This is a genomic window from Methylobacterium sp. J-067, from assembly GCF_022829465.1.
In the GTDB taxonomy this organism is placed as follows: Bacteria; Pseudomonadota; Alphaproteobacteria; order Rhizobiales; family Beijerinckiaceae; genus Methylobacterium; species Methylobacterium litchii.
Genome location: NZ_JAKSXZ010000128.1, coordinates 91,894 through 103,672, shown reverse-complemented (window position 1 = coordinate 103,672; position 11,779 = coordinate 91,894). Strand labels below are relative to the sequence as shown.

At 68.5% G+C, this 11,779-nt stretch carries 15 protein-coding genes; 8 read left to right on the top strand and 7 right to left on the bottom strand.

Features of this window, described 5'->3' with window-relative positions; all coding sequences use genetic code 11:
- The first annotated feature begins 1 nt into the window (after position 1).
- The 5 genes from MKK52_RS18670 to MKK52_RS18650 all read left to right on the top strand — a co-directional run bounded on the left by MKK52_RS18670 (position 2) and on the right by MKK52_RS18650 (position 3,045).
- Positions 2–313, top strand: coding sequence for an oxidase (locus MKK52_RS18670; protein ID WP_243956325.1), 312 nt, complete (start codon positions 2–4; stop codon positions 311–313).
- A 69-nt stretch (positions 314–382) separates the two neighbouring features.
- On the top strand, positions 383–1,180 hold the full coding sequence (locus tag MKK52_RS18665; RefSeq protein WP_243956323.1) for a class II glutamine amidotransferase: 798 nt from the start codon (positions 383–385) through the stop codon (positions 1,178–1,180).
- Positions 1,181–1,330: 150 nt separating this feature from the next.
- Positions 1,331–2,065: a NepR family anti-sigma factor gene (locus MKK52_RS18660; protein ID WP_243956321.1), complete on the top strand. Its 735-nt coding sequence runs from the start codon at positions 1,331–1,333 to the stop codon at positions 2,063–2,065.
- 158 nt (positions 2,066–2,223) lie between these two features.
- Positions 2,224–2,637, top strand: a complete 414-nt coding sequence (locus MKK52_RS18655; RefSeq protein ID WP_243956319.1) for a DUF1236 domain-containing protein — start codon at positions 2,224–2,226, stop codon at positions 2,635–2,637.
- A 138-nt stretch (positions 2,638–2,775) separates the two neighbouring features.
- Entirely contained in the window at positions 2,776–3,045 is a 270-nt protein-coding gene (locus MKK52_RS18650; protein ID WP_243956317.1) for a hypothetical protein, read from the top strand.
- Positions 3,046–3,049: 4 nt separating this feature from the next.
- Here MKK52_RS18650 and mscL read toward each other — a convergent pair whose 3' ends face one another.
- The 3 genes from mscL to MKK52_RS18635 all read right to left on the bottom strand — a co-directional run bounded on the left by mscL (position 3,050) and on the right by MKK52_RS18635 (position 5,110).
- On the bottom strand, positions 3,050–3,478 hold the full coding sequence (gene mscL, locus MKK52_RS18645; protein WP_243956315.1) for a large conductance mechanosensitive channel protein MscL: 429 nt from the start codon (positions 3,476–3,478) through the stop codon (positions 3,050–3,052).
- Positions 3,479–3,551: 73 nt separating this feature from the next.
- Positions 3,552–4,388: a CDP-alcohol phosphatidyltransferase family protein gene (locus tag MKK52_RS18640; protein ID WP_243956313.1), complete on the bottom strand. Its 837-nt coding sequence runs from the start codon at positions 4,386–4,388 to the stop codon at positions 3,552–3,554.
- A gap of 11 nt (positions 4,389–4,399) precedes the next feature.
- Positions 4,400–5,110, bottom strand: coding sequence for a phosphatidylserine decarboxylase (locus tag MKK52_RS18635; protein ID WP_243956311.1), 711 nt, complete (start codon positions 5,108–5,110; stop codon positions 4,400–4,402).
- A gap of 267 nt (positions 5,111–5,377) precedes the next feature.
- Between MKK52_RS18635 and MKK52_RS18630 the strand changes: the two genes are divergently transcribed.
- From MKK52_RS18630 to MKK52_RS18620, 3 genes are all read left to right on the top strand, one after another.
- On the top strand, positions 5,378–6,268 hold the full coding sequence (locus MKK52_RS18630) for an NAD(P)-dependent oxidoreductase (RefSeq protein WP_243956309.1): 891 nt from the start codon (positions 5,378–5,380) through the stop codon (positions 6,266–6,268).
- A gap of 144 nt (positions 6,269–6,412) precedes the next feature.
- On the top strand, positions 6,413–6,670 hold the full coding sequence (locus tag MKK52_RS18625; RefSeq protein ID WP_243956307.1) for a type II toxin-antitoxin system RelE family toxin: 258 nt from the start codon (positions 6,413–6,415) through the stop codon (positions 6,668–6,670).
- 32 nt (positions 6,671–6,702) lie between these two features.
- Positions 6,703–7,077: a helix-turn-helix domain-containing protein gene (locus MKK52_RS18620; RefSeq protein ID WP_243956306.1), complete on the top strand. Its 375-nt coding sequence runs from the start codon at positions 6,703–6,705 to the stop codon at positions 7,075–7,077.
- A 6-nt stretch (positions 7,078–7,083) separates the two neighbouring features.
- Here the strand turns inward: MKK52_RS18620 and MKK52_RS18615 are convergent, their stop codons facing one another.
- From MKK52_RS18615 to MKK52_RS18600, 4 genes are all read right to left on the bottom strand, one after another.
- Complete coding sequence (locus MKK52_RS18615; protein WP_243956304.1) at positions 7,084–7,878, bottom strand: ABC transporter ATP-binding protein; 795 nt, start codon at positions 7,876–7,878, stop codon at positions 7,084–7,086.
- Between the two features lie 6 nt (positions 7,879–7,884).
- Entirely contained in the window at positions 7,885–8,694 is an 810-nt protein-coding gene (locus MKK52_RS18610) for an ABC transporter permease (protein ID WP_243956302.1), read from the bottom strand.
- A 4-nt stretch (positions 8,695–8,698) separates the two neighbouring features.
- Positions 8,699–9,670, bottom strand: coding sequence for an ABC transporter substrate-binding protein (locus MKK52_RS18605; RefSeq protein ID WP_409564698.1), 972 nt, complete (start codon positions 9,668–9,670; stop codon positions 8,699–8,701).
- 154 nt (positions 9,671–9,824) lie between these two features.
- Positions 9,825–11,726 (bottom strand): ABCB family ABC transporter ATP-binding protein/permease, encoded by a 1,902-nt coding sequence (locus tag MKK52_RS18600; RefSeq protein WP_243956298.1) that lies wholly within the window; start codon positions 11,724–11,726, stop codon positions 9,825–9,827.
- Positions 11,727–11,779: the final 53 nt, after the last annotated feature.

Sequence of the window (11,779 nt, the reverse complement as noted above, 5' to 3'; positions counted from 1 at the left end):
CATGCGCACCCCCCTTTCGACCCTCACGCCGGCCGACCGGGCGCAGTTGAAGCAGCGGATGCGCAAGCCGGTGCTGACCTTCCTGGCGCTGCTCGCGCTGCTCGCCGTCAACGTCACCCTCGGCGCCACCCTGCCCTTCGCCCATGTCTGGGCCATCGAACTCGGGGTCGTCGCGCTGATGGCGGCGACCATCCTCCTCGTCTCCATGGAGGTCATCGAGGAGCCGCCACTGATCCGGCTGTTCTCGGGGCTCGGCTTCTTCTGGGTCTGCATCATGGTCGGCATGACCCTCACCGATTACCTCGGACGCTGATTTCCGGTTGTTCGGATAGGCCAAGGCGCTTAAACGGCTGCCTTCCTCCCCTCACCTCCGTCCGGTCCGATGTGCGAACTGCTCGGCATGAGCGCCAACGTGCCGACCGATATCCGCTTCTCCTTCGCGGGCCTCGCCCGGCGCGGCGGCGAGACCGGGCCGCACGCGGACGGCTGGGGCATCAGCTTCTACGAGGGGCGCACCACCCGCAGCTTCCACGAGCCGGAGCCGAGTTCGCGCTCGCAGCTCGCCCGGCTCCTGCGCGACATGCCGATCAAGAGCTGCATCGTCCTCGGCCATGTCCGCCGGGCGAATCGTGGCCGGGTCAGCCTGGAGAACACCCACCCGTTCTCCCGCGAATTATGGGGCCGCCGCTGGACCTTCGCCCATAACGGACAATTGAAGGGCGTGAAGCGCCTCGAACTCGGCGCCTTCACCCCCATCGGCACCACCGACAGCGAGCACGCCTTCTGCTGGATGCTCGGGCGCCTGCACGCCCGGTTCAAGACCCTGCCCCGGCCCTCCACCCTCGACCGGATCGTCGCCGACCTCTGCGCCGAATTGCACGCCCTCGGCGTGTTCAACATGCTGATGTCCGACAGCCGCACCCTCTACGCCCATTGCGGCAAGCGGCTCTGCTACCTCACGCGGCGCTCGCCCTTCGGCAAGGCGACCCTGATCGACGAGGATTGGACCATCGATTTCGCCCGCGAGACCACCGCCAACGACGTCGTGACGGTGGTCGCCACGCAGGCCCTGACCCGCGACGAAAGCTGGACCGTGGTGGAGCGCGGGGACATGCTCACCCTGCGCGACGGCGAGGTGCGGGTGTTGAGGGGACGCAACGGTTGCCCACATGCGACCTGAGCGAGGGTGCATGCGCGGCTCCGATGCGCTACAACCCAGGTAACAGGCGCGCATAGGTCGGGCGTTCACCCAGTCACCGGCCCTCAAGCGCGCTCCTCGGCCGCTTTGGACCGGCGGCCGGGTCACGACAAGCTGACGAGTGCGACGAGCATGACCCGCGAAGACAACGCCGTCCTGCACGCGCAGGACGGTTCCTCGGACGAGCGTCCGAACCTGTCGTCCTCGATCCGGACCCATCTCGGCGAGCATCTGCGCACCGCCTATGACCGGCTCAACGAAGAGACGATGCCGGTTCGCTTCGCCGAACTCATCGACCGGCTCGAAGCCGCCCTGCGCGCGCGCGGCGAGGCGATCGAGCCGGAATTCCGCGACGGCCTTCTCGCGGCGGTGCCATCGCTGCGCGCCTTCGCCCTGTCGCTAACCTCGAACCCGGCCCGCTCGGACGACCTCGTGCAGGACACCCTGCTCAAGGGCTGGCAGCACCGCGCCCGCTTCCAGCCGGGCACGAACCTCAATGCGTGGCTGTTCACGATCCTGCGCAACATCTTCTACTCGGATCACCGCAAGCGGGTCCGCGAGGTCGAGGATCAGGACGGCTCCTACGCCGCCCGCCTCGCCACCGCCCCGCACCAGGGCGACCGGCTCGACGTCGAGGATCTGCAATCGGCGTTGGCCAAGCTCCCGCCGGACCAGCGCGAGGCGCTGGTTCTGGTCGGTGCGGAGGGCGTCTCCTACGAGGAGGCGGCGACGATCATGGGGTGCAAGGTCGGCACGGTGAAGAGCCGCGTGAGCCGCGCCCGAGGCCGTCTGGCCGAACTCCTCGGCTACGACGAGGAGGATCTGGGCTCCGACCGGTTCATCCAGTCGGCCATGCCCGACGCGTGAACGACGTCGTCCGAGCGGTCAACCGTTCGGACACCGTGACGGCGTCGGCCCGGGAGAGGGCCGCAAAATTCGATGCATCCGAATCCGGGGATGGGGCGTTGTTGGCCCGAGCTTCGCTGCGTCCATGCGGCGGAACGACACGGAAACGGAGCATCCGTATGACTTTCAAGACCCTCCTGGCCGCTTCGGCCCTCGCCCTCTCGCTGCCCCTCGCCGCCCAGGCGCAGGGCCTCGTCCCCGGTGCCGAGCGCGGCGCTGCTGCCGGCGCGGATGCGGCCGGTCCGATCGGCGGGATCGTCGGTGGTGCGGTGGGCGCGGCCACGGGCACCGTGGGCGGCATCCTCGGCGTCGACATGGCCCCGCGCTTCCGCAGCTACGTCCGTGAGCGCAACGTCCGCTCCTACGATTACGACGGCCGCGTCGCCGTGGGTTCCACCCTGCCGTCCTCGGGCGTGACCTATTACGACGTGCCGTCCGAGTACCGCGTGCAGCCCGGCTACCGCTACACCGTCGTGAACGACCGCCCGGTGCTCGTCGATCGCGGCCACCGCATCGTCGAGGTGATCGACTAAGCGTTCCGGGTTCGCCCGAGGGCACGTCCCGCCGGAACGACCACCGCTCCGGCGGGATGAGTACGGCCCTGGGCCCCGAAGCGCGTGAGCTTCGGGGCCCTTTTCGCGTTCGGCATTCCAACGGAGGAGGCTTCCCCCATGAGCGACGACGGCGCCGAAGGCAGGCCGGTCCTGCCCGAGCCAGTCCGGGACCATCTCGGCCAGCAACTGCGCGGCACGATCCCCGTGGCCGACAAGCCGCGCTTCCTCGGCGACGAGCCGGAGATTCCCGGCGAGTTCGAGCCGCAGCTGCGCCGCCTGGAGACCCGCCTCAAGACCCACGAGGAAGGCACCGAGGCCGTGGGCGAGGCGCTGGCGCGCATCCTCGACGCGTTCGGCGTGACGCCGGAGCCGTCGAAGGACGCGTGACGCCTCAGACCTTGGGCTTCGTGGCGAGGATGTCGCGGATCTCGCCGAGCAGCTTCACGTCGGCCGGGACCTCGGCCACGGCCTCCGGCTTCTTGTCCTCGGCATGCTGCAACTTGTTCATGGCGCGGATGACCATGAACAGCACGAAGGCGACGATGACGAAGTTCAGCGAGACGGTGAGGAACTGTCCGTAACCCAGCACCGCACCTTGCTTCTTGGCTTCGGTATAGGCGAGCCCTGTCTGCACCTTCGAGGATAGAGGAAGATAGTAGTTCGAGAAATCGAGCCCGCCGGTGATCGCGCCGATGGCCGGCATGAACAGGTCTCGCACCGCCGAGGTGACGATGGCACCGAAGGCCGCGCCGATGATGACGCCGACCGCCAGATCGACGACGTTGCCCCGCAGGGCGAATTTCTTGAATTCCTCGAGCATCCCCACCTCCGCTCCGGCGAATGCGTGAGACCGTGCCTCACGCCCCGGGTGGGTGGGAACCGGGTCTCACGCGCTATCCACCGTCGGTTGCGGCGCCCCTCTCGTCGCTGAGGGTGGCCTGCTCGGCCTTGGCCCGGCGGCGATACTGCGCCGCGCCCACGGGGATGGTGATGAGATAGGCGCCGCTGACCGCCACCAGCGCCTCGAACGGGTAGCTGATGAGGATGCCGAAGGCCGCGACGCCGAGGAGGAAGATCGGCAGGACGAGGCCGCGCGGCACCCGCTTGCCCATGGTCTTGCCCGAGAAGGTCGGCACCGTGGAGACGACCATCAGCGCGATGCACAGCACGTAGACGAGCACCGCCGGCGCCGCCCAGGCATCGAAGGTGAGGCCGAGGAAGTGCAGGTAGAGCGGCAGCATCGCCGTCAGCGCCCCGGCGGGGGCCGGCATGCCGACGAAGAAGTCCTTCTTCCATTCCGGCCGCGAGGGGTCGTCCAGCATCGCGTTGAACCGCGCGAGGCGCAGGCCCATGGCGATGGCGAAGATCAGGGCGATGATCCAGCCCAGCGACTTCAGGTGGAACAGCACGAAGCCGTAGAGGATCAGCGCCGGGGCGCAGCCGAAATTCACGAAGTCGGCCAGCGAATCGAGCTCCGCGCCGAAGCGCGAGGTGCCCTTGAGCAGGCGCGCCACCCGCCCGTCGATGCCGTCGAGGACGCCCGCCGCCACCACGGAGATGACGGCCGGCTCGAACTTGCCCTCGAAGGCCAGCCGGATCGCCGTCAGCCCGAGGCAGAGCGCCATCAGGGTGATCATGTTCGGCGCGATCATGCGAAACGGCACCGGCTTGAACCGGCGCGGGCGCGGCTCGTTCGGATCCGGCGCGAAGGGCGGGAAGAGGTCGTCCACGGCGTCCCCCCTCAGATCCGGCGGAAGCTGCGCTCGGGGCCGCCGCCGAGGTCGGCGAGCACGGTCTCGCCCGCCACCGCCTTCTGGCCGAGGCCGACAAGGACGCGGGTGCCGGCCGGCAGGTAGACATCGACGCGGGAGCCGAAGCGGATCAGCCCGAAACGGTCGCCCGCCGTGAGGGTGTCCCCCGCCGACACGAAGCCGACGATCCGCCGCGCCACCAGCCCGGCGATCTGCACCACGCCGATCCGCGTCGGCGTGCCGCGATGGCTCGCCTCGATGACGAGCCCGTTGCGCTCGTTGTCGTCGCTGGCCTTGTCGAGCTCGGCGTTAAGGAACAGGCCGGGCGTATAGTGGATCTGCCCGATCCGGCCGGCGACCGGCATCCGGTTCACGTGGCAATCGAACACGTTCATGAACACCGAGACGCGGAGCGTGGGCACCTGCGGCAGGTCGAGCTCCGGTGGCGGCAGGACGGTGGCGATGAGGTTCACCCGCCCATCGGCCGGCGACACGACGAGGCCGTCGCCCGTGGGCACGACGCGCTCGGGATCGCGGAAGAAGTAGCAGACCCACAGGGTGAGGATCAGGAAGATCCACCCGAAGAACTGGGAGAAATAGCCCGCCAGCACGGTCAGCACGATGCCGATCAGGATGAAGGGGTAGCCCTCCTTGTGGATCGGCACCAGCGTCCGCCGGATCGTCTCGATGAGGTCGGTCATTCTGAAAGGGCTCGGGGGATCAGATCTCTGCCGGGCGGATGGCAGTCCGTTAGGCCGGCGTCAACTTTCGGGAGGTGAGCGCGGCGCCGCGCCGGCCAGGAAAGCAGAGACTGGCGGATCGCAGCAGCATCCGCGCGGCATCGTCCTGCATGGCCTCCGGGAGCGCGCGGACGCGCGCGATGGCTCGTTCCAATCGCTCGGTCATGGCGGCATGATACACAGCGCCGCGAGGAAAAGACGCGATTCCCGTTCGGAGTTCAGGCGCCCATGAGCCAGCACATCGCCTTTCTCGGCCTCGGTGCCATGGGCGCGCCCATCGCCCGTCATCTGGCGGCCAAGGGCCCTGAGACCGTTACGGCGTGCGATGCCGACCCCGCCCGCCTCGCCGGGCTCGACGGGCCGAGGTTGGTGGCCACCACCGACCGGAGCCGGATCGCGGGGGCCGACGTGCTGTTCCTGTGCCTGCCGGATGGGGCGGTGGTGGAGGCGGCCCTGTTCGGGCCGGACGGTGTGGCGGAGCGCCTCGCGCCGGGCGCTGTCGTAATCGATCTCAGCACGACGACCCATGCCGACGCCCTGCGCATCGGCCGGACACTTGAGGCAGGCGGGCGGCGCTTCCTCGACGCACCGGTCTCGGGCGCGCCGGCCGGGGCGGAGGCGGGGACGCTCACCGTGATGTGCGGCGGCGATGTAGGCGTGTTCGCAGCCGTGCGCCCGTTCCTCGACCGGTTCGGCACCACGGTGCTGCATATGGGCCCGGCGGGGGCAGGCCAATTGACCAAGACGGTCAACAACGTGCTCTACGACATCAACATCGCGGCGCTGGCCGAGGTATTGCCGATGGCGGTGGCGATGGGGCTCGACCCGGCCCAGTTGGGCCAAGTCGTCACGACGGGCACGAGCCGCAGCTACGCCTCGCAATACTTCGTGCCGCGCATCCTCAAGGGCGAGTTCGACGAGGGATACCCCCTCGCCAAGGCCTACAAGGACCTTGTGAGCGCCGCGACGGTGGCTGCCGAGCACGGTTTCCCCCTCCCCGTCACGGCGGCGGCGACTGCCACCTACCAGACCGCCCTCCGCCAGGGCCACGGCGACCGGGACAAGGGCGCCATGGTCCTGCCGTTCGAGACCCTGCTGGGGGTGAAGGTGCGGGGGTGAGGCCGGAGCCCCGCCATCATTGCGAGCGCAGTGAAAAAATCCAGGGACCTGCCACGTCTTGCGAGGTCCCGCTGCCTTGGATTGCGAATGCCTCAACCATAGCATTTCGCTATATATTTGAGTCGCACTCTGTTATGCGAAGCCATGCCGCAGGTCGTCTATAGCCGGGATGCCATCCGCACGTTGAGCCGCATGCCGGCCAACCTGGCCCGGTTGATCCGCACCAAGATGGAGCAGTACGCCGCCGATCCTGGCGCCCTCGCCAACAACGTGAAGATGCTCAAAGGCGAGCCCGGAGTGTTGCGGTTGCGGGTGGGCGACTGGCGCGTCCTGTTCACGGAAGACGGCGTGGTGATCGCCGTCATCCGCATCGCACCGCGCGGCAGCGTGTACGACCAATGAGATTGCTTCGACAGTCGGCCATGGAGGTGCCCGTGAACGTCCAGACCATCACCACCCCGGCGGGGGAGCGCCTCGTCCTTCTGGCCGAGGCCGATTATGCGGCGCTCGTCGAAGCGGCGGAGGACAATGGCGACCGTGCCGCCATCGCTGCGTTCCGCCAGCGGCTGGCGGCGGGCGAGGAGGAACTCTTACCCTCGGCGGTTGTGGACCGCCTCCTCTCCGGGGAGAGCCGTGTCCGCGTCTGGCGCGAGCACCGTGGGTTCAAGGCATCGGAACTGGCCGCAAAGGCCGGCATCGCGCAGGCCTTCCTCTCGCAGATCGAGACCGGCAAGCGCGACGGGACCGTGGAGACCTATCGCAAGCTCGCCGAAGCCCTCGGTGTCACCCTGGACGATCTGGCGGGATAGGATCCCTCAATCCACCGCCGGCGCGTGCAACTCAGCGTCGGTGAAGCGGGCCTGCTCCTCCATGACCAATTGGCCGAGCTCCCGCTTGATCGCGTTGAACTCGGCGCTGGCCGGATCGCGCGGGCGGGGCATGGGGACCGTCACGTCGCGTTTGATGCGGCCGGGCCGGTAGGTCATCACGAGGATGCGGTCGGCGAGGTAGATCGCCTCCTCGATGGAGTGCGTCACGAAGACGATGGTCTTCCGGTACTCCGACCAGATCCGCAGCAGCTCGTCCTGCAGGGTTCGCCGCGTCAGCGCGTCGAGGGCGCCGAACGGCTCGTCCATCAGCATGACGGGCGGATCAAGGGCGAGGATGCGGGCGATGGCGACCCGCTGGCGCATGCCGCCGGAGAGGTCCTTCGGATAGCGCTTCAGGAAGTCGGACAGGCCGAGCTTTTCGGTGATCCGCGCCACCGTCGCGTCGGCCTGGGCGCGGGGCACGCCCTTCACGTCGAGGCCGAAGCGGACGTTGTCCTCGACGCTCATCCACGGGAACAGGGCGTATTCCTGGAACACCATGCCCCGGTCGGGGCCCGGCTCCCGGATCGGCGTGCCGCCGACGGTGATCGCGCCGGAGGTGAGCGGGGTGAAGCCCGCCATGGCGTTGAGCAGGGTGGACTTGCCGCAGCCCGAGGGGCCGAGCAGGCACAGGAACTGCCCCTCCGGCACCGTGGCGGTGATGTCCTGCAACGCGGGCACGCCCGCGGCTCCGCTGCCGAACACCTTGACGGCGTTCGAGACGACGATCTCTGCCGACATGATGTCCTACCGTTCGAGGCCGCGGTGCCAGCGCAGCAGGTGGTCGTTCAGGCGACTCATGGCGCCGTCGATGATCAAGCCGAGGACGCCGATCGTCAGCATGCCGCCGATGATCTTGTCCGACCACATGTACTCGCGGGCTTCGAGGATGCGGTAGCCGAGCCCATCCGACACCGCGATCATCTCGGCGACGATCACCACGATGAAGGCGGTGCCGATGCCGATCCGCATCCCCGCCAGCACGAAGGGGCTGGCGGCGGGCAGGATCACCCGGCGGAACATCGTCCAGCGCCCCGCCCCAAGGTTGCGGGCGGCGCGGATATAGATCGAATCGACCTGCCGCACCCCGGCGATGGTGTTCACCAGCACCGGGAAGAACGTCCCCAGCGCGATCAGGAACAGGGCCGGCGGGTTGCCAAGCCCGAACCAGACGATGGCCAGCGGGATATAGGCGATGGGCGGGATCGGCCGCAGCACCTGCAACAGCGGGTTGAACAGGCCGTAGAGCCTGTCGCTGGTGCCGAGGAGCAGGCCGGTCGGCACCGCGAGCCCGGCGCCGATGGCGAAGCCAGCCAGCACCCGGCCGAGGCTCGAAACCGCGTCGTGCGGCATCTCGCCGGAGAACAGCCAGGAGAGGTAGCTCTCCTGGCCCGGATCGTAGGGAAGTGCCGGCTGGAGGCCGGACCACCACTTCACCGCCACCGCCGAGGGCGGGGGCAGCACCACGGGGGAGACCACCCCGCTCCGGCTCATGACCTCCCACAGGAGGAGCAGCGTCACCGGGACCAGGACACCGCGGAAGGACGAGAGCGCCATCGGCTCAGTTGACCTTCAGGTTGGCCTTGGCCTTCTCGAGCAGGTCGAGCTTGACCCACTCGGCGTCGGATTTCGGCGGGTTCTGCATCTTCCCCAGGCCGTACTTCACCATGTAATCGGCCGTGGTCTGCATGTGCCCGGCCGGCATCGCGTAGGTGTAGCTGGCGTTTGCCATGCCATCGCGAAAATCCTGGGCGGACAGCTGACCCTTAAAGACCTGCTCGCGCACGTATTTCTCGGCGAGCGCCGGATCGTCGATGAAGGCCTTGGTCGCGGCCACGAACAGGTTCAGCACCTTCTGCGCCACTTCCGGGCGCTCGGTGTACATCTTCTCGGTCATCACAAGGGGGCGCACCGGCTTGCCGATGGGCGTGTCGTAGGGCTTCACCAACTCGACCCCCCAGCCGGCGCTGATGGCTTGCGTCGATTGCGGCTCGGACTGGCAGATCACGTCGACGTATTTCTGCGCCAGCGCTTGGTTCAGGTCGGCGTAGTTGTTGAAGTAGGTGAGTTGCACGTCCTTGCCGGGCCGCTCAGACCACGTCATCCCGTGCTTGTCGAGTTCGGCAAGCAGCATCAAATCCTGCGTGCCGCCCCGGACGGTGGCCACCTTGAGGCCCTTCAGGTCGGCGGCGGTCTTGGCCGGCAGATCCGGCCGCTTGAGGATGCGCACCCCGCCATCGGCAAAGCCCGCCACCACGAGGAGCTTCACGCCGTTGCCGCGGGCGGCCACGGCGCCGTCGCCGCCGGAGGCCGCGATGTCGATCTGGTCCACCGCCATGGCGGGGTAGATGTCGGCGCCCTTGGCGAACTGGCGCTCGTCGATCTTTAAGCCGTATTTCGGGGCGATCTCCTTCATGTAGGAGATGGCGCCGTAATGGGCGAACTTGAGGTTGCCGAGACGCACGACGTCCTCGGCGCGGGCCGGCGCGGCGAGCGCAACGGCGGCGGCGCAGGCCGCCAGCAGATGTCTGATCACGATACTCTCCCCGGGACTGAACGATGTCCGACCGGCCTTCTTGCTGGGCCGTGTTGTGTCAGGGGTATATCGCTTCGGCGGCCGAGTTAATCCCGATCGAGGCCGGACGAACCGGATTCTGCATACATCTCGCGGCCCTTGCCCGGGGCGGTCATTCCGCCGCCACCGGCTCGGAGCGGGGGAGTGCCGGCGCGTCCGCCTCCCGCGCCAGCACCTCGCGGGCGGCGTCGGCCTCCCGCTGGCGGGCCCAGAGGGCGGCGTAGATCCCGCCCTTGTCGAGGAGCTCGCCATGGGTGCCGCGCTCGGCCACGACGCCCTTGTCGAGGACGAGGATCGCGTCGGCGTTGACGACGGTAGACAGGCGGTGGGCGATGACGAGGGTCGTGCGCCCCCGCGCCACCCGGTCGAGGGCGTCCTGGATTTCGGCCTCGGTGAAGGAATCGAGCGCCGAGGTCGCCTCGTCGAGGACGAGGATCGGCGGCCCCTTCAGGATGGTGCGGGCGATGGCGACCCGCTGCTTCTCGCCGCCCGACAGCTTCAGGCCGCGCTCGCCGACCGGCGTCTCGTAGCCCTCCGGCAGGCCCGAGATGAAGCGGTCGATCTGGGCGAGCTGGGCCGCCTCCTGCACCTCGGCGTCGCTCGCGTCGGGGCGGCCGTAGCGGATGTTGTAGCCGATCGTGTCGTTGAACAGCACCGTGTCCTGCGGGACCATGCCGATGGCGGCGCGCAGGGATTCCTGCGTGACGGTAGCGATGTCCTGTCCGTCGATGCTGATCCGGCCGGATTGCGGCTCGTAGAACCGGAACAGCAGCCGGGAGAGGGTCGACTTGCCCGCCCCTGAGGGGCCGACGATGGCGACCGTCTGGCCGGGCTTTACCTCGAAGGAGACGCCGCGCAGGATCGGCCGCTCCGGCGTGTAGGCGAAGCGCACGTCCTCGAACCGCACCGTGGCGCCGGCCACCGCGAGGGGCTTCGCCCCGGGCTTGTCGGCGATCTCGGGGTTCTGCCCGAGGATGCGGAACATGTCGTCGATGTCGATGAGCGCCTGTTTGATCTCCCGGTAGATCATGCCCATGAAGTTGAGGGGCATCGAGAGCTGCACCAGCATGGTGTTGGCCAGCACGAAGCCGCCGATCGTCGTGCGCCCGGCCAGGATGTCCCGCGCCGCCAGCCACATCACCACCGTCATGCCGGCGGTGAAGATCGCCGCCTGTCCGGCGTTGAGCACCGCGAGCGACACGTAGGTCTGCGTCGAGGCCTTTTCGTATTTCGCCATCGAGACGTCGTAGCGGGCAGTCTCGCGGGCCTCCGCGCCGAAATACTTCACCGTCTCGTAGTTGAGCAGCGAATCGACGGCCTTGGTGTTGGCGTCGGTGTCCGAGGAGTTCATCCGGCGGCGGATGGCGATCCGCCACTCCGTCGCCTTGTAGGTGTAGCCGAGATAGGCCGCCACGGTGAGGAAGGCGGTGAGCGCGTAGAGCCAGTCGAACTCGTAGGCGAGGATGCCGAGCACCAGGGCGAACTCGACGATGGTCGGCACCAGGGTCAGCACCATCAGGCGTGACAGGTCCTCGATGCCGGAGCGCCCCCGTTCCAGCACGCGGGTGAGGCCGCCGGTCTTGCGCTCCAGATGGAAGCGCAGCGACAGGGCGTGCATGTGGGCGAAGGTCATCAGCGCGAGGCGGCGTACCGCGTGCATCGCGACCTTTGCGAACAGCCCGTCGCGGACCTGGGTGAGCAGCGCCATCGCCACCCGCGACAGGCCGTAGAGGCCGATGAGCAGCATCGGCGCGGCGATCAGCCCGGCCGGCACGCCCTTCTCCTGTCCGCCCACCGCCGCGACGAGGGCGTCGGTCGCCCATTTGAAGGTGAAGGGCGTCACCATCGTCGCCGCCTTGGCGACGAGGAGCAGCCCGAAGGCGATGAAGACCCGCCGCTGCAGGTCCGGGCGCCCGTGCGGCCAGAGATGCGGCCACAGGCGGCGGTAGGTCTCGATCAGGCCGGGGCGAGCGGGCGGGGTCGTCCCGGACGGGGACGGGGTGGCATCGGACATGGAAAGGGGTTCTGGCGCGGGATTAAGGCGCATATAGGCACGTGCGGGCGCTC

Excerpts from the sequence above, each read along its gene's own strand:
- MKK52_RS18650 (WP_243956317.1), top strand. The coding sequence starts at position 2,776 with ATGAGCGACGACGGCGCCGAAGGCAGGCCGGTCCTGCCCGAGCCAGTC.
- MKK52_RS18665 (WP_243956323.1), top strand. The coding sequence starts at position 383 with ATGTGCGAACTGCTCGGCATGAGCGCCAACGTGCCGACCGATATCCGC.
- MKK52_RS18610 (WP_243956302.1), bottom strand. The coding sequence starts at position 8,694 with ATGGCGCTCTCGTCCTTCCGCGGTGTCCTGGTCCCGGTGACGCTGCTC.
- MKK52_RS18635 (WP_243956311.1), bottom strand. The coding sequence starts at position 5,110 with ATGACCGACCTCATCGAGACGATCCGGCGGACGCTGGTGCCGATCCAC.
- MKK52_RS18630 (WP_243956309.1), top strand. The coding sequence starts at position 5,378 with ATGAGCCAGCACATCGCCTTTCTCGGCCTCGGTGCCATGGGCGCGCCC.
- MKK52_RS18600 (WP_243956298.1), bottom strand. The coding sequence starts at position 11,726 with ATGTCCGATGCCACCCCGTCCCCGTCCGGGACGACCCCGCCCGCTCGC.
- MKK52_RS18660 (WP_243956321.1), top strand. The coding sequence starts at position 1,331 with ATGACCCGCGAAGACAACGCCGTCCTGCACGCGCAGGACGGTTCCTCG.
- mscL (WP_243956315.1), bottom strand. The coding sequence starts at position 3,478 with ATGCTCGAGGAATTCAAGAAATTCGCCCTGCGGGGCAACGTCGTCGAT.
- MKK52_RS18625 (WP_243956307.1), top strand. The coding sequence starts at position 6,413 with ATGCCGCAGGTCGTCTATAGCCGGGATGCCATCCGCACGTTGAGCCGC.
- MKK52_RS18670 (WP_243956325.1), top strand. The coding sequence starts at position 2 with ATGCGCACCCCCCTTTCGACCCTCACGCCGGCCGACCGGGCGCAGTTG.
- MKK52_RS18615 (WP_243956304.1), bottom strand. The coding sequence starts at position 7,878 with ATGTCGGCAGAGATCGTCGTCTCGAACGCCGTCAAGGTGTTCGGCAGC.
- MKK52_RS18655 (WP_243956319.1), top strand. The coding sequence starts at position 2,224 with ATGACTTTCAAGACCCTCCTGGCCGCTTCGGCCCTCGCCCTCTCGCTG.